Source organism: Sorangium sp. So ce131 (assembly GCF_051519095.1).
Taxonomy (GTDB): Bacteria; Myxococcota_A; Polyangia; order Polyangiales; family Polyangiaceae; genus Sorangium.
The window spans coordinates 2,607,760-2,624,086 of sequence record NZ_CP150455.1; the positions used below are offsets into that span (position 1 = coordinate 2,607,760).

Here is a 16,327-nt window from a genome sequence, read left to right on the forward strand (position 1 = left end):
GAGGCGAGCCGCGCGCCGGGGAGCGCTCAGCCGAGGCGCAGGAGCGCGACCTTCGAGGCGACCTCGGAGGCGATCACGAGGCCGACGAACCCGGCGATCAGGGCGGCGCCGCGCAGCCCGGAGGCGCTCTTGAAGGCCTGGTAAAGCAGCGTCAAGAACCACACGACGCAGAGGACCCCGGCGAGCAACGCGACCACCAGGCCGGGCGTGAAGCTGGGCAAGGCCGGCGGGCTCGTCGCCGGGACCGGCGCGGCGAGCAGGCCGAGGAGCAGGCCCGAGAGCGCGAGCGGCGCGCGCGCGAGCCCGGTCGCGCCGAGGAAGTCGATGAACCGCACGTCGCGCCGCAGGAGCCGCGCGTAGGCCCAGAACAGCAGGGCGGGCAGGGGCCACACGAGCGCCTGCTCGAGGAGCGCCGCCGGGTACGAGATGGCCTGCGGCGTCGCGTGCAGGTCGAGGAAGCCGTCGAACCGGACGCTGAGCCGGGTGATCGCGACGCTCAGCGCGGCGACGCCGAGCCCCGCCGCCGCGGCGACGCCCCCGCCGAAGCGCTCGAAGGGGTTGAGCGCGAGCCGAAAGCCTCGCCGGGCGGGGCGCGGCGACATCGTGGCGAGCAGCCGCTCGCCCTCCGCGGGCTTGAGGACGTTGTCGCGCACGAGCGCGCGCACACGTTCATCGGGCGTCGCCATGGTCATAAACCCACCTTTCGCAGCGCCTCCTCAGCCTCCCTGGCCGAGAGCCGCCCGTTCTCGAGCGCATCCAGGATCTCGTGCCGGCGCCGCTGGATCCCCTGCTCCAGCGCCTCCAGCCGGGCGATGACCTCATCCAGCCGGTTGCGCACGGTCGGGTAACTGACCTGAAGGTGCTGAGCCATCGCCTTCAAGCTGCCCGACGTGCGCACGAACGCGGTCACGAAGGCGAGATCCTCCGGCGAGAGCTGGAGCAACGGGGGGATCTCGAACTGCCCATCGAGGTGCGTCCCGCAGCTCTGACAGCCGAGCCGCGTCGCGCGCAGCTCGCTGTCACAGCTCGGGCACCGGACGACAAATCTTGACACGGGATGGTCCTAATATCGGCCACCCATCAACAATGTCAAGGTTGAGTTTATAAAAATTGATTCGCGAATTGATTTTGTTGAGCTGGCCGCCCGGATCCTGGCGGTCGCGCGCCGGTCAGCGGCGCGGGCGCCGCCGCGCGAACGCGAGCGCGGCGATCAGGCCTGCGAGGGCCACGGGCGCGGGCGCCCCGGGCGAGCCGACGGCGCGGCAGCTGCAGCCCTCGTCGGCCTCCTCGCCCTCGCCCGGGGCTTCGGTGCCGGTGCCGGTCGAGCCGGGCTGTCCGGCCGAGCCGGTGGACGTGGCGGTGCCGGACGTGCCGGTCGACGTCGACGTGACGGTGCCGCTCCCGCCCGTGCCGGTGGTGCCGCCCGCCTCGCCGCCAGCGCCTCCCGTGTTCTCGGCCCCGCCGGCTCCCCCGGCGCCGCCGCCGCCGCCTTCCCCGGACGGGAGCTCCGGGCGAACGTCCGCGAGCGAGTCGCCCTCCACCGCGTCGTCGAGGAAGAGGATGGGGCTGTCCGTGAACTCGCTCGGATTGCGCAGCAGGCCCACCTGCGTGATGTGGGGGTTGTCGTCGTTGAGGGTCTGCGCGCTGGCCGCGGTGACGACCTGCGCGCCGTCGAACCACACGTCGACGGAGCCCTGGCCCGCGTTCTTCGACCACTTGATGTGCATCGCGATGCGGTGCCAGACGCCCGGCGTCAGCGCGCCCGCCGCCTCCCAGTGCACCTTGTTCGTGGGCTTGCGGGTGGCAAAGCTGATGTTCTGCCCCACGACCTCGAAGGACATCATCTGGGCATACGTGTTGGTGGACTCCCAGTATCCGATCTGCGTCGGCGGGTTCGCCGCGAGCGCTTCGGGGAGGTAGATGCTCCAGGCGAAGTACGTCTCGGCGCCCTCGGCGGTGCGCGCGTCGGCGGGCCGGTGCTGCAGCTCGACGCGCTTGATGCCGTTCGGCCACGTGGCGTCGTTGGTGAGCCGGATCTGCCCGGCGCTCCGGCCCTGCAGGACCGTCGTGTTCACCACGCTGATGTTCTGCTCGTTCAGCTTGTACGACCACTGAGACAGGTCGCCCGTCTCGAAGTCTCCGGTCCAGACAGGCGCCGCGGACGCGCCCGCGGCGGCGGCGAACGTCAGCGCGGCGGCGGTCAGGGAAAACAAGCGCGGCGCGAGGCGCGGGCGGGGTGAGAACGACGAGGAAGAAGGAGATGTCAAAGTCATGCGCGGGATTCGACGCCGGTTCCGGCGGGCCGTCAACCGCGAAGCCGGCCGCGCGAGCGTGCCCGGAGCTCGTCAGGCGCGGCGCCGCGGTCCCCGGGTCATACAAGCCAGGCGCTGACCGGCGACTCCCGGTGATCCAGGCGCGACCGCCGCCGCGCCGGGGCGTGCTCCGCGCGGAGGCCGGCGTGCGCGCGCACGGCGAGCAGGGTGTTCGCGTCGTAGACCCACCGGAGCCGCTGGACCACGGCGGACGTGAAGAGGAGGCACAACGTGCCCTCGGGCGGGCCGTCGAACCGCACGACGTGCTCGCCCGAGCGAAACCCGGCGATCTCCCCCGCGCCGATCGAGATCGCGCCCTCGCCGCGGAGGCGACGCGCACGGGCGACGCTCTCGTTCCTGTAGCCGGGGGCCTCGGCGTACACGTCCACCGCCAGCCGGCCAGGGCCGAGCACGCCCACCTGGAGGTGCTCCGGGAGGCTCTGGAGCGGCTCCCCGGCGGCCGCCGGGGGCACGAGCTTGAGCAGCAGGCCGAACTCGTGCGCCTCGACGAGGCTCAGGGCGTCGGCGCTCGGCGGGGCGTAGCGCGGATCCTCCGCGGCGAGATCGAGCTCGGCGCGGAGCAGATCCCGCGCGGCGACGGACCGGACGAGCGCCTCGAACGCCGGCGCACACCCCCAGAACGCCTCCGGATCGCCGCCGGACAGCCGGCGGGCGACGTCCTTGAGAAACACCCCGAGCGCCGGCACACGCTCGGCCCGCCAGGCGACCAGATCGACGATGGATGTGGACATGGCACACTCGTCCTTTCGAGAGCAGGCGACGCTCGCGGGGGGACGGCCCCTCGACGCCCAGGAGCACCGGCGCTCCGGCGACATCGAATCAGCCGTTGATCGCTTTGTCGTCTGACCAGTCCTAGCAAGCGGAAGTCCATGACCCGTGGGATCCGCATCCGCTCACCGCGCGGCGCGCCTCGGCCGCGCTCGCGCCCTCCGCTCCGCCTCTCGGGCTCTCCTCGCGACAGACGGAGCAGACCGGCGCTCGACGCAGGGGTGAGGCGCAACCGCTGCCCGATCACGACACGAATGTCGCGGTCGAGGCGTCGTGAGCCACGGGCCGCCGGAGATGAAATCGCGCGGAGCGGATCGAGGCGATTCGTGGAGACGAAAAGCGGGAATATCGTGGCAAATTCGGGTTTCTTCCCGCACCCCCGCCTCCCTGCTCCGGTCTCTTCCCGCACCCCCGCCTCCCTGCTCCCTCGGCAGTGCTCCCCGCGCGCCGGAGCTGCGCTGCCGCCGGCGGGCCGCGTTCGATGGACGCGGTCCGCTCCTCGTCGACGCGGCGGCGGCGCGCAGCCCTGTCGTCGAGGATCCGCGGGGCGAATCGTGCTGCTGGGTTAGTGGCGCCTCGGGCGCCCTTCCATCAGAAAATCTGCACGTCGTCCGCTCGGCGCGCGCGGCGGAGACTTCCCCACATCAGGCGGCGATCTCGATCCACAACGCCCGGGTCTGTTGCGCCGGGAGGTGGATGAGGCCCTCGCCGGCGTTGAGGGCGTCGCCGGGGCAGGTCCAGGGCTCGAGGCAGACGAAGTCCCTGTCCTTCAAGGTCCACACGACCCAGCGGGTGAACTCGGGCGAGCCGCGCACGTGGATTCGCGCCCCGGGCGCGTCCGGCGCGCCCTCGATCGAGAGCGAGCTCTCGGTGGCGCCGTGATCGAGCAGGTGAAGGTCGACCTCGGGCTGGGTCAGGTCGAAGCCCGTGAAGGGAACTTCGCGCTTCGAGGTGTTGTCGAAGGCGCGCGTCGCCCGGGTCTCGATGGCGGTCCGGCGCTTGTCGGCCTGAGCGACGGCGAAGTACGGGTGGAACCCCGCGCCGAAGGGCATCGGCGGCGCGCCGCCGCCGGACTCGTTGGTGACGTGGAGGTCGATGCGGAGCGCGCGGGCGCGCAGCGTGTAGGTGAGCTCGACGCGGAAGTCCCAGGGGTACTGCGCCCGCGTCGCCTCGCTCGACCGCAGCCCGAGCCGGGCATAGGCGCCGCCCTGCGCGAACGTCCCGCGCTCGTCGAGCGACCAGGGCAGGGTGCGCGCGAAGCCGTGCTGCTTCATCTGCCCGCGCGCGCCGGCGAAGGACCAGGCGTCGCCCGTCAGCTTGCCGGGCGAGGGGAAGAGCACCGGGTTGCCGCCGCGCACGTTGGCGGCGCGATCCTCGAAGGTGGCCCGATCCAGGTAGAGCAGCTCGCGCCCGCCGAGGGATAGCTCCGACATGATGCCGCCGCGGGCGGGGGCGATCACGGCGCGGCTCGCAGCGTCGCTGTCGGCGAGCTCCACCGTGGGGATCGCGCCGTCGATTTCCTTCACGCTGAACATGGCTCCTCCGGTCTGTCGGCGAGCATGGTAGCCAGCCGCGCGGCGCGCCCGCAACGCGGGGCAGGGGCGCGGCGGCGCGGCGCGCCGGCAGGGGGACGGGCGCCGCCGCGGGCGCCTCACCGCCGGCTCAGCCACTCGAGCAGCGCGACGAGCAGCGCGAGCGCCGCGATCGGCAGCGCGATCCACCCGAGGACGATCACCCAGCCCCGGCGGAGCGAGCGGCCGCCGCGGTCCTCGCAGGCGAGGCAGATGGCCCAGACCCGCGCGCCGCCCTCGGTGAGCACGCAGCAGTCGCCGCACACGGGCGCGCGGCAGCGCGCGCACGGGCCCGCCGCCTCGGCGCCGCACCGCACGCACCGCGCGACGGCGCCGCCGCCGTCGCCGTGATGCATCAGGCCGCCGGACATCCCGGAGGACTATCCGCCCCGCGGCCCAGGGACAACCCCGGGCGCGCCGCGTCAGCGCGCGGCGCCGTCGCCGCAGCGGGCGAGCGCGTAACGCAGGGCGTTCTGGAGCAGGCCGAAGGTCATGAACGCCCCCTCGGCGCCGCCGATCTCGGTCATGGTCCGGGCGATCGCGGGCGAGATCCCCGAGACGAGGCACCTGCTGCCGAGCAGGCTCGCCGCGCGCACCACGGCGAGCAGGTGGGCCACGGTCGCGGCGTCCACCGCGCTGACGCCGGTCAGGTCGAGGACGGCGAAGCGCGCCTGCGTCCGCACGATCTCGGGGAGGAGGCGCTCCATGATCTGCGCCGCCCTCGCGGTCTCCACCGTCCCGATGACCGGCAGCACGAGGACCCCCTCCCACGCCTGGATGATGGGCGTGGACATGGCGATCATCGTCTCCTGCTGCTGCCGGAGGAGCGCCTCGGCGCGCTCGCGCTCGGTGTTCTCCTCCGCGAGCATCCGGTTCTTCTGCGCGAGCTCCTCGGCGTAGGCCTCCCGGCGCTGGAGCGCCTCCCTGAGCTCGCCCTCCAGCTGCCTGAACGACGTGATGTCCTTGGTCGTGACCGCGACGTCGTCGTCGCTCAGCGGGATGATCTGATATTGTATCCAGGTGCCCCCGCCGTCCGGCGCGCGGATCTCCCGCTCTTCGACCAGCCGCTCGCGGCTCCGGAGGGCGCGATCGATGGCAGCCACGAGCCCGAGCGCGCGGGCCTCCGGCGTGATCTCGTCGATCGTCCGGCCGATGATCGCCTCGCGCGGCGTGGACAGCAGCTCGATCAGCTTGGCGTTGGCCTCGGTGAACACGAGATCCCCGTCCGCCCCGCCCACGCCCGGCGCGCGCCGGAGCACGACGAAGATGTCCTGGCTGCCGTCGATCGCCGCCCGGAACCGGGCCTCGGCCGCGACCAGCGCCTCCTCGGCGCGCTTGCGATCGGTGACGTCGCGCGCGACGAAATAGACGACCTGCGCCTCCATGTTGGCGGATGAGTTCCACTCGATCCACCGATAGGAGCCGTCGCGGCACCGGTAACGGTTCGTGAACGTGACGCTGCCGACGCCGGCGAACGATTGCGCCGACTCCGCGAGGGTGCGCTCCCGATCGTCAGGATGGACGAAGTCGAGGAAGGGCTTGGAGAGGAGCTCTTCGCGCGAGTAACCGAGCGTCCGCTCCCAGGCCTGGCCGATGCGCTTGAAATGACCGTCGAAGCCGGCGATGCCCACCAGATCGACGGACAGCTCGAAGAAACGGCCGAGCTCGTCGAGCTGCCATGCTTGCGTCATGATAACGTCTAGCCGTATCAGCTCCGGCGCTGAGCGTCGACTTGATCAACAAGGCGCACCGCAGGCAACAGGGCGCTCCGCAGGCAACACGGCGCACCGCAGGCACCAGGGCGGCTGTCACAGGGGCGCACCGCACACAGTCTCCGAGGTCCCCAGCGCGCGTGACCCCGCGGCGCCTCTGGGGAGGAGAGGGAGGACACCAGGGGACCTAATCGTCCCGAGTGAGCCTGTGCGCGCGGCGGGGGGCGGGGAGGGCACGGCGGCGCCCCGGGCAGCCCCGGCGCGTTCCGGCGTGATCGGCGGAGAGCGCTCGTCGGTCGATCAGGCGATCTCGAGCCGGACTGGCACGTTGTTGCGCGTGGCGTTCGAGTAGGGGCAAACCTGGTGCGCCTTCTCGACCAGCTGCTCGGCTTGCGCCCGATCCACGCCCGGCAGCGAGATGCGCAGGCCGACGTCGATGCCGAACCCGCCCTCCGAGCGTGGTCCGATTCCGACGGTCGCCGTCACGGTGGTCTCGGCCGGCACCCGGATCTTCTCCTGGCCCGCCACGAACTTCATCGCTCCCAGGAAGCAGGCCGCGTACCCCGCGGCGAACAGCTGCTCCGGGTTGTTGCCGTCTCCGCCGGCGCCGCCGAGCTCCTTCGGCGTCGAGAGCTTGACGTCGAGCTTGCCGTCCGCGGTCGTGGCGCGGCCGTCGCGGCCCCCGTTGGCAGTGGCTTGGGTGGTGTATTTCACGTCGACAGGCATCGGAGCACTCCTTCGTTGCGAGAAGCCCAGCGCTGGGCGGGTTCATCCTGAGCAAGCTGATCCGAGTCCGGGCAGCCGTTCGGGACCGAGCTCACATATTGCAGAAAGTGATGCTCCGCAAGCTGCAGAGGAGAACGAAGGCAGCGCCGGCGCGATGGGTGAAAAGCCCTCTTCAGCGCAGCCCCGGCAGGGGCAGCCCCGGCAGCGAGCTCTGGACCGCCTGGACCAGCTGCTCGTGCGTGATCGTCCCCGCGAGGCGAAAAGGCACATCCACGTTGAGCGTCTCCCCGCCGATCGCGACCGTGCCGTCGACCTGATACGGGACTCCCTGGCGCTGCGCCGTCAGGGCGGCGATGCTGGTGAGATCTTGCCACTTCACCGAGAGCGGCACATCGAGGCGGGTCCACTGCTTCGAGGCCAGCTTGAGCGGCGCGGGCACGGTGACCGTGCCGACGTCGTATTTGCCGTCGAGCAGCACGTTCGCCTTGAGCGAGCGCGTGGAGAGATCGACCCCATTCGGGTTGTAGACCTGGAGCTGGACCCGGAGATCGATGCCGCGCGCGGTGATGGCGGTCACCGCGGCGAGCTCGGGGCGCAGCGTCGGCGGTTCGGGCCGCGAGCACGCGGCCAGGGTGAGGGCGGCGGCGAGGAGCAGCGAGCGCACCAGGGGAGGTGTGGCGCGGATCTGCGTGGAGCTCAACGGAAATCGCGCGCGGCCCCCGCGGCGCAGCGCGCGTGCGGCGCGCGCGCCGCGGGGATCATCGCGCGCGCCGCGCTCCCCATCGCTTGGACCTCCACGGCGACGCTCCATCTGCTATGCCCGGGCATGGGCATCCTCCCGCTCGCCGAGCGTGTCGCCAGGACGGCATTGAACCGGGCCGGAGTGCAGAGCCGCTGGGTCGACACGTCGGTCTGCCGGCTGCACCTCTACGACGGCGCGGGCACAGGTCCGCTCCCGACGATCGTCCTCCTCCACGGCATCGGCTCCTCGGCGCTCCCGTATGCGCCCGTGCTGCAGCGGCTGAGGCGGCGCGCCCGGCGCGTCATTGCCGCCGAGGCGCCGGGGCACGGGTGGAGCGCCGCGCCGGCGTGCGCGTTCACGCCGGAGTGCCTCTCCACGGCCATGAACGAGCTGCTCGATCGCGAGCTCGACGAGCCCGCCGTGGTCGTCGGCAACTCCCTCGGCGGCGCGGTCGCGGTGAGCTACGCCCTGAGCTCCCCGGACCGCGTGCGCGCGCTGGTGCTCGCGTCGCCGGCCGGCGCGTGCATGGAGCCGACGGAGCTCGAGCAGCTGCTCGGGCTGTTCAAGCTGAGGTCGCGGGCCGACGCGCGCTCGTTCTTCGCGCGCCTCTACCACCGCGTCCCCTGGTTCGCGCCGCTGGTCGCCGACGACGTCGTGCGGATGTTCTCGCGCGAGGCGATCCTCTCCTTCACGCGCTCGGCCCGGTGCGAGCACGCGTTCACGCCCGAGCAGCTCGGCTCCCTCGCGATGCCGGTCCTGCTCATCTGGGGCCGCTCGGACCGCCTGATGCCGAGCGCCAACCTCGCGTACTACCGGCGGCACCTCCCGCCGCACGCCACGATCGAGGAGCCCGAGGGGATCGGCCACTGCCCGCAGGTCGACGACCCGCGCCGCTTCGCCGACAGGGTCGCGGCGTTCGCGGAGGAGGCGCTCGCGCGGGCAGCGGGCGCGGCGGCTCAGGCCGCGCCGGCCGCGTCAGGCGCCCTCGGGCAACACGCGGCGCCGCTCGCGCAGGGGCCGGGAAAGGGGGCGGCGTAGCGGCACCGAGCCGCGCGCCGTCGCCGCCGAGCTGCTATTCCCGCCCCAGCGCCGCCGGCGCGTCTTCCGCCGCCGCGCCATCCGCCGCCGCCGCCGCGCCCCGCGCCTGCGCGGGCTCGCCGTCCGAGAAGTCGACGTCGATCCCGACGATCTTCATCAGGCGGAGCGCGTTCGCGGTCGTCACCACGCCGGCCTTCAGCTTGTAGTCGAAGCTCATCTTGTCATCGACCACGAGCTCCTCGAAGTGCATGTTGCGCACGCGACCGGAGGTCTCCTGCTCCAGCACGGAGAGCCCCATGTCGTGGGACGACACCGCGCCGATCGCCCCGCGCTCCACGAGGTGCCGCACGACCGCCCTCGCCCCGATCTGGCGCTCGCGCGCGTTCGTGCCGTGGAGGATCTCGTCGAGCAGGAACAGCACCCGCTCGCCCGCGTTCGCGCCGTCGACGACGCGCTTCAGGCGGGTGAGCTCGGCGTAGAAATGCGAGACCCCGTGCTCGAGCGAGTCCTTGATCCGCATGCTCGTCCGGACGCGGACCGGCGACAGCGCGAGCGACGACGCGCAGACCGGCGCGCCCGCGAGCGCGAGCGCCGCGTTCACGCCGATCGCGCGCAGCAGCGTGCTCTTGCCCGACATGTTCGAGCCCGTCACGAGCAGCGCCGCGCCCGCGCCCCGCAGCGCCACGTCGTTCGTCACCCGCCGGTCGCGCGGCAGGAGCGGGTGGCCGAGCCCGGTCGCCTCGAAGCGGGGCTCGCCGTCCGTCACCGCCGGGTAGGCGTAGTCCGGGTTCTCGTGCGCGAACGTCGCGAGGCTCGCCAGCGCCTCGACCTCGCCGAGCGCCCGCATCCACGCCTGCACGTGCCGGCCCGCGCGCAGCTTCCACCGCTCGAGGGCGAGCGCGCACCACACGTCCCAGAGCAGGAAGAGGTCGGCGACGAGGTGGATCAGCCCGCTGTGGCGCAGATCGGAGTAGCCCACCCGCGTCTCGAGCGCGGTCATCTCCCGCGACGCGAGCGCCCCGGTCGGCCCCACGAGCGCCGCCCGGAGCGCCTCGAGGCGCGCCGACGAGAACGCCTGCTGCTCGATGCAGGCGAGGATCGGCCGGTACCGCGCGAACGGCGCCTCGCGCGACGACGCCACGGTGAGGATCGGCTCGAGCGCCGGCCGCAGCGCGACCAGCACGAGGATCTGGAGCCCGAACGGGACGAGCCACACGTGGCGCAGGAGGCCGAGCGCCTCCGCGGGGATGAACCGGGGCGCCGCGAGCGCCGCCAGCGTGAGCGGCACCAGCACCTTCGCCGCGGTCACGAGCGCGCTCACGCGGACGCCGCCGGCGGTGCGCGCCTCCGGGCCGATCAGCGCCGGCGGCGCCTCGGCCCACGCGATGAGCGGGCCCGCCTCGCGCCCGCGCGCGCCCGCCTGCATCCCCACCACGGCGAGCTCCTCCCGGAACGCGGCGAGGCCGGCGAGCTCGCGCACCGCCTCCTGCCGCGCCGCCACGTCGGCGGCCGACGCCGGCGCCGTGAGCCAGCCCGCCAGCGTGGCCTCGCCCTCGCCGGTCTGGGCGACGTCGAGCAGCTGGAACAGCGACGCCTGCCCGAAGACGTCGAGATCCCCCGCGTAGTCGTGGTCCGGCTCGGCGAAGCGCTCGCCCCGCTCCGGGAAATCGGCGATGTCGCCGGCGACGCGCCGCTTCCCCCGCACGTAGAGCCCGATCCGCTGCTCGAGCTCCGTCATCCGGGTGACGAGGCGCGCGTGCGCGACGAGCAGCCCGAGGAACACCGCGGCCACGGCCCCGGCGGCGTACGCGACCGTCCGCGGCGCCTCGCCGAAGAGCGCGAAGCCCCCGCCCACGGCCGCGGCCACGAAGGTGACCCCGCGCAGCAGCGAGAACGTCCGCGACCGGCGCTCGAGGGCGCTCGCCTCCGCGCGCAGCACGGTGAGGCGATCGTCGTAGGCGGAGAGGACGCGCTGCGCAACAGAGCTCGGGGGGTGCTCCACGGGCCGGTGTCCATAGGCCACCCTCGGCCGTGCATCCAGCGGGGAGGCGCGGCCGCGCGCGGGGGGCCACGAAAGCTTTCCTCCAGCGGGGAGGCGCGGCCGCGCGCGGGGAGCACGAAAGCTTTGAAGCGTCCTGCCTGGCTGCCCGTACAATGGCGCCATGGACCAGAACCTGCTGGAGCGCCTCAAGGCGTACACCGTGGTCGTCGCCGACACCGGCGACATCAACTCGATCGAGAAGTACCGCCCGCAAGACGCGACGACGAACCCGTCGCTCATCACGGCGGCGGCCCAGATGTCCGAGTACGCCGACATCGTGGGCGGCGCCCTCGCGTGGGCCCGGAAGGAGGCGGGCCAGGGCGGCGACCCGAGCGCGGTCGTCAACCTCGCCTTCGACCGGCTCGCCGTCGATTTCGGCCTGCGCATCCTCGCGATCGTCCCGGGCCGGGTGTCGACCGAGGTCGACGCGCGCCTCTCCTATGACACCCAGGCGACGGTCGAGAAGGGCCGCCGCATCATCCGCCTCTACGAGGAGGCCGGCGCCTCGCGCGAGCGCGTCCTCATCAAGATCGCCTCGACCTGGGAGGGCATCCGCGCGGCGGAGATCCTCGAGAAGGAGGGCATCCACTGCAACCTGACGCTGCTCTTCGGGCTGCACCAGGCGATCGCGTGTGCCGAGGCGGGCGTGACGCTCATCTCGCCGTTCGTCGGGCGCATCCTCGACTGGTACCTGAAGGACACGGGCAGGAAGAGCTACCCGCCGGCCGAGGACCCGGGCGTCGTCTCGGTCACGCGCATCTACAACTACTACAAGCGCCACGGCTACAAGACCGAGGTGATGGGCGCGAGCTTCAGGAACCTCGACGAGATCAAGGAGCTCGCCGGCTGCGACCTGCTCACGATCGCCCCGAAGTTGCTCGCCGAGCTCGCCTCGGCGCGCGGCGAGCTGCCCCGGAAGCTCGACCCGGACGCGGCGCGCGGCATGAACATCGAGAAGATCGCGATGGATGAGGCGACGTTCCGAACGATGCACGAGGCCGACCGGATGGCGAACGAGAAGCTCAGCGAGGGCATCGACGGCTTCGCGAAGGCGCTCTCCACGCTCGAGGGGCTGCTCCTCGAGCGCCTCCAGAAGGGCTCCGCCTCCTGACCTCCCGGCGAGGCCTCGCCTGCCGGCGATGCCTCGCCTCTCCCGCCGAGGCCTCGCCCCGCCGCCGCGGCGGCTCGACGCGCCTGCCGCGCCGGGGCCGGCGCGCCGCGTCCGGGTCGGGAGCGAGGGTCGAAGGTGGGAGGGCCGGCTTGCGTGGGAGCCTCCCGGTCTTCTAGGATCACGGCTCACGGATCGCTCTCCGGGCCGCCCTCGGCCGCCCTCGGCCACCCGTGGTCGCGCGCGGCCGAGGGTGGCCGAGGGCGGCCCGGAGGGCTCTGGGCGAGAGGCGCGCCGGCAGCGCGGTCCGTCGGGTCCGTCCACCGAGGAGGCGACCATGCAGCTCACGTCGCAGGACTACTGGGAGGACCACTGGCGGACGCACCTCAGCGCCGCGGACCTGAGCGGCGGCTTCGAGCTCTACGAGGACATCGCTCCCTTCCTGCCGCGCGGAGAAGCGGTGTCGTTCCTCGAGATAGGCTGTGCCCCGGGGCGCATCCTCGCCGAGTTCTGCGGGCGCCTCGGGTTCACCGCCTACGGCCTCGACTATGCCGGCGACCCGTCGATCATCGAGCAGGCGCTCACGGCGCGCGGCATCAAGCTCGGCAAGGTCGAGAAGGGGGACTTCTTCTCCTGGAACCCGAGGGAAAAATTCGATATCGTTGCTTCCTTCGGGTTCATCGAGCACTTCGATGACGCGGGGGCCGTGATCGATCGGCATTTCGAGATGGTGAAGCCGGGGGGAATGGTGGTGGTGTCGATGCCGAACTTCGCCGGCGGCCAGAAGGCGCTCCACTGGTTGTTCGATCGCCGGAACCTGGACGGTCACAACACCCGGATCATGAACCTGCCGTTCCTCGAGGCCGCCGCCCGCCGCAACCACGCCGAGATCATCCAGGCCCGTTACACGGGCGGCCACTTCGATTTCTGGCTGGACAGGGCGGCGCCCCTCATGGCGCGGCGTGTCGTCTGGCGCCTCGTTCCGCCCATCCAGGCGCTCGCGCGCTGGATGATCCCCGGCGAGGTGAACCCCTGGTTTTCCCCCTACCTCTTCGCCATCTACAGGGCACCGGTGTCGGCCGCGGGGGCGCCGACGCATGATCCTCTCCGATGCATGATCCCAGCGTGAGCGCCATCTCCCCTCCGGCCGTCCAGGACGCGGACGCCGACCGCCGCTTCCGCGAGAGCGTGCGGCGCCACGGCTGGGACCCGGACCACAAGTTCCTCGGCGGGTACGTCGACTGGGAGTGGCGCCACAGCCGTCACGCCTACGACGACCTCTTCACGTCGGTGCGGGGCAAGAAGGTGCTCGAGTTCGGCTGCCACCTCGGCGGCACCGCGATCGTGCTCGCGACGCTCGGCGCGGACGTGACCGCGGTGGACGTCGCCCCCAAGTTCGTCGAGCTGACCCAGCTGAACGTCGAGCGCCACGGCCTCTCGGAGCGGGTGAAGGTCGTCCACGTGCCCGACACGACCCGCATGCCGTTCCCCGACGAGGCGTTCGAGCTCGTCTCGTGCAACAGCGTGCTCGAGTACGTCGAGCCCGGCCGCCTCGGCGCGGTCCAGCGCGAGATCGACCGGGTGCTCGCGCGGTGGGGGTTCATCGTCGTCCTGGGCACGAGCAACCGCCTCTGGCCGACCGACATCCACAGCCGCCGCTTCCTGATGAACTACGTGCCTCGCCGGCTGCACGGGCTCTTCCCCGGCAGGCCGGTGCACAGCGTGTTCCCCTGGGAGCTCCGGCGCGGCTTCGGCGACTACGCGGACATCTCGAAGCAGGATCACGGCCGGCTGATCGTCGATCTGAAGGCCAAGATGGGCATGACCGGGCCGCGCCTCGCGGCCTTCTCCGCGGCGAACTGGCTGCTCAGGCCGGTCGGGCTCCACGTGGGCTTCGTGTCGCCGACGATCACGATGATTCTTCAGAAGCGGGTTGGGAGAGGAGCAGGCGATGGCTGACGATAGGACGCGGGTATACATTACCGTGGATGTGGAATGCGCCGAAGAGCGCATCGACGGCGAGAGCAAGTCTCCCGCGATGGGCTACGACCTCCGCATCTGGGGCCGCTTCGTCAACCAGCGCGAGCCCCTCGGGATCGAGCTCATCATGCGCGAGCTCGAGGCGTGCGGGCAGCGCGGGACGTTCTTCGTCGAGGCGATCGGCTCGTACAGCTTCGGGATGGAGGGACTCGCGAGCGTGTGCCAGGCGCTGCACGGCCGCGGCCACGACGTGCAGCTGCACGTGCACCCCGTGCAGCGGCGCGCCGACTGGCACACCCGGGGCGAGCCGCGCGTCTCGGACGACATCGCCGACTACCCGGTCGAGGAGCAGACGCGGCTCCTGCTCGAGGGGCGCGACCTGCTCGTGCGCGCGGGCGTCCCGGCGGGCGAGCTGCTCGGCTACCGCGCCGGCAACTTCGGCGCGAACAACGACACCTGGCGGGCGATGAAGCTCGCCGGGCTCGTGCTGAGCAGCAACTACAACCCCTGCTACTTCACCAAGAACTGCAAGATGCAGTATCCGGGCGCGCGGCTCGGCCTCTTCGAGACGCCCGAGAAGGGGGTGTACGAGCTGCCGGTCTCGAACTTCATCGAGCCGACGAAGCGCTTCCGGCACCTCCAGATCACGGCGGTGTCGCTCGACGAGATCAAGCACTGCCTGCTGCGCTACCGCAGCCTCGGGGTGCGGGAGGTCACGCTGGTCACCCACTCGTTCGAGTTCTATTTCCTGGACTCGGCCGCGGCGCGGCGCGGCTACCTGAACAAGCTCAACGTGGACCGGCTCCGCGGCCTCTGCCGCTTCCTGCAGGAGAACTCGAGGGACTTCGAGGTCGACACCGTGGGCGCGCTCGCGCGCCGGCTCGCGGACGCGGCGCCCGAGGAGCGGGACAGCGCTCCCCCGTCGCTCGAGTTCCCCCAGTCGAGCGCCATCCACCACGCCCGCCGCGTCGTCGAGCAGGCCTACAAGCGCGTCGCGCAGCGGCTCACCTTCCGGTAGCCCGCCCGCGCCGGGGGGCCTCGTCCGCGCCGTCCGCGTGCCGCCCGCGTGCCGATCGCGCGCCGCGGACGCGCCGATCGCGCCCCGGATCGGCGGCCTCCGGTGCTAAGTAGCCCCCATGCGGCTCATCGGACAGATCCACATCACGCTCAAGGGCAGCATCGTCCAGCGCAACCCGACGGTCTGGGAGAAGCTCAAGCGCGGCTTCGGCGCCAGCGTGGACCTCGACACCGACCGGATGCGCGTGGAGCTCGAGGCCACCGCCGTGGTCGATCAGGTGAAGCGGGCGCTCGGCCGGCTGGGGGTCGGCAACGCGCTCTCGCTGGTCATCGACGACACCGTCATCTTCCAGGACACCGACGGCAAGCCGGACGATCTGCCGGATCTCATGCTCGCGCTGTCCGAGCACGCCTCGCTGTTCGGGCGCGGCTTTCGCGAGCTCAGGTTCGCCGCCGAGCACGAGGAGGCGGGGCTGCACCTCGTCATCGAGACGCGGGCCCGCACCGAGCACCTCCAGGACGAGCCCGCCGCGCTCGTCTCGGTCGGCGGGCGCGTGCAGGACCTCGAGCCGCGCCGCGGCGAGTCCGGGGACGAGTACCGCCGCCGCGTCGAGCCCCTCACCAAGGATCCGGCGCTGTTCGAGGCCGCGCGGCTCCAGTTCGAGTCGTTCGTCGGGCGCCTCGAGGCCGCCCTCAAGGCGGCGATGCCGGAGGCGCGCGTGGAGCAGCACCACGCCGACGCCCGCGTGGTGCACGCGCCCGACGGCGGCGCGCCGGGACCACACCCGGTCGGCCCCACGCACCCGGGCTACGACCCGTTCATGGTCTATTACCCGCCGAGCCCCCTCGGGATGATGCTCGACGTGATGCTCATCTCGTCGTTCATGCACATGCTCTCCCCGCCCCACATCCTCGTGGTGAACCCGGCGGGCGCGACGCTCGGCACGGCCCAGGAGGCGGCCGCGAACCCCGACGTCCTGAACGCGGCCGATGACGGCGGCGGCGACGACGAGGCGGACGGCGGCGACGGCGGCGACGACGACGGCGGCGACGGCGACGATGACGGCGATCCGTGGGCGGACGACGGCGGCGACGTCGACGACGGCGGCGGCGATTTCGGGGACGTCGGCGACTTCGGCGACTGACCTGCTCGCGCGCGGGCGAGGAGAAGCCGGCGAGCGGGCTCGTCCTCTATGGACGACGCTGGGCAGGCGTGTTACCCGCCCAAGACGGCCGTGACCGGCGCCGGCGCTGGAGTGCAATCGCGCTGGCGCGCAGAAGGTCGCGCGCG

Annotated in this window: 16 protein-coding genes; 6 read left to right on the forward strand and 10 right to left on the reverse strand. The window is 72.3% G+C overall.

Translation table 11 applies throughout. The features are described 5' to 3' along the window. Positions 1–26: 26 nt before the first annotated feature. The 9 genes from WMF43_RS09635 to WMF43_RS09675 form a co-directional block, all read right to left on the reverse strand. Positions 27–686: a YIP1 family protein gene (locus WMF43_RS09635; RefSeq protein WP_437679191.1), complete on the reverse strand. Its 660-nt coding sequence runs from the start codon at positions 684–686 to the stop codon at positions 27–29. Positions 687–688: 2 nt separating this feature from the next. Further along, positions 689–1,054 carry a DUF2089 domain-containing protein gene (locus tag WMF43_RS09640; protein WP_437679192.1) on the reverse strand — a complete coding sequence of 122 codons (366 nt, stop codon included), beginning with the start codon at positions 1,052–1,054 and terminating at the stop codon, positions 689–691. Between the two features lie 115 nt (positions 1,055–1,169). After that, positions 1,170–2,273, reverse strand: coding sequence for a polysaccharide lyase (locus tag WMF43_RS09645; protein WP_437679193.1), 1,104 nt, complete (start codon positions 2,271–2,273; stop codon positions 1,170–1,172). Positions 2,274–2,371: 98 nt separating this feature from the next. Next, complete coding sequence (locus tag WMF43_RS09650) at positions 2,372–3,064, reverse strand: hypothetical protein (protein WP_437679194.1); 693 nt, start codon at positions 3,062–3,064, stop codon at positions 2,372–2,374. Between the two features lie 681 nt (positions 3,065–3,745). After that, entirely contained in the window at positions 3,746–4,636 is an 891-nt protein-coding gene (locus tag WMF43_RS09655; RefSeq protein WP_437679195.1) for a galactose mutarotase, read from the reverse strand. Between the two features lie 116 nt (positions 4,637–4,752). Further along, positions 4,753–5,043, reverse strand: coding sequence for a hypothetical protein (locus WMF43_RS09660; RefSeq protein ID WP_437679196.1), 291 nt, complete (start codon positions 5,041–5,043; stop codon positions 4,753–4,755). 51 nt (positions 5,044–5,094) lie between these two features. Then, entirely contained in the window at positions 5,095–6,363 is a 1,269-nt protein-coding gene (locus tag WMF43_RS09665) for a PAS domain S-box protein (protein WP_437679197.1), read from the reverse strand. 321 nt (positions 6,364–6,684) lie between these two features. After that, a complete protein-coding gene (locus WMF43_RS09670; protein ID WP_437679198.1) occupies positions 6,685–7,110 on the reverse strand; it encodes an organic hydroperoxide resistance protein in 426 nt (141 codons plus the stop codon). A 172-nt stretch (positions 7,111–7,282) separates the two neighbouring features. After that, positions 7,283–7,810, reverse strand: coding sequence for an LEA type 2 family protein (locus WMF43_RS09675; RefSeq protein ID WP_437679199.1), 528 nt, complete (start codon positions 7,808–7,810; stop codon positions 7,283–7,285). A 126-nt stretch (positions 7,811–7,936) separates the two neighbouring features. Between WMF43_RS09675 and WMF43_RS09680 the strand changes: the two genes are divergently transcribed. Continuing rightward, on the forward strand, positions 7,937–8,890 hold the full coding sequence (locus WMF43_RS09680) for an alpha/beta fold hydrolase (RefSeq protein ID WP_437679200.1): 954 nt from the start codon (positions 7,937–7,939) through the stop codon (positions 8,888–8,890). Positions 8,891–8,924: 34 nt separating this feature from the next. On the opposite strand, the gene WMF43_RS09685 is transcribed toward WMF43_RS09680, so the two are convergent. Then, positions 8,925–10,892, reverse strand: coding sequence for a MutS family DNA mismatch repair protein (locus WMF43_RS09685; RefSeq protein WP_437679201.1), 1,968 nt, complete (start codon positions 10,890–10,892; stop codon positions 8,925–8,927). A 160-nt stretch (positions 10,893–11,052) separates the two neighbouring features. Here WMF43_RS09685 and WMF43_RS09690 point away from each other — a divergent pair, with 160 nt between their 5' ends. The 5 genes from WMF43_RS09690 (at position 11,053) to WMF43_RS09710 (ending at position 16,181) form a co-directional block, all read left to right on the forward strand. Continuing rightward, on the forward strand, positions 11,053–12,042 hold the full coding sequence (locus WMF43_RS09690; protein ID WP_437679202.1) for a transaldolase: 990 nt from the start codon (positions 11,053–11,055) through the stop codon (positions 12,040–12,042). A 334-nt stretch (positions 12,043–12,376) separates the two neighbouring features. Next, complete coding sequence (locus WMF43_RS09695) at positions 12,377–13,168, forward strand: class I SAM-dependent methyltransferase (protein WP_437679203.1); 792 nt, start codon at positions 12,377–12,379, stop codon at positions 13,166–13,168. After that, on the forward strand, positions 13,150–13,998 hold the full coding sequence (locus WMF43_RS09700; RefSeq protein ID WP_437679204.1) for a class I SAM-dependent methyltransferase: 849 nt from the start codon (positions 13,150–13,152) through the stop codon (positions 13,996–13,998). Before WMF43_RS09695 ends, WMF43_RS09700 begins: the two co-directional genes overlap by 19 nt. Then, positions 13,991–15,037 carry a polysaccharide deacetylase family protein gene (locus WMF43_RS09705; RefSeq protein WP_437679205.1) on the forward strand — a complete coding sequence of 349 codons (1,047 nt, stop codon included), beginning with the start codon at positions 13,991–13,993 and terminating at the stop codon, positions 15,035–15,037. The genes WMF43_RS09700 and WMF43_RS09705 overlap by 8 nt, the downstream gene beginning before the upstream one ends. 118 nt (positions 15,038–15,155) lie before the next feature. Continuing rightward, positions 15,156–16,181, forward strand: a complete 1,026-nt coding sequence (locus WMF43_RS09710; RefSeq protein ID WP_437679206.1) for a hypothetical protein — start codon at positions 15,156–15,158, stop codon at positions 16,179–16,181. The last annotated feature ends 146 nt before the right edge of the window (positions 16,182–16,327 follow it).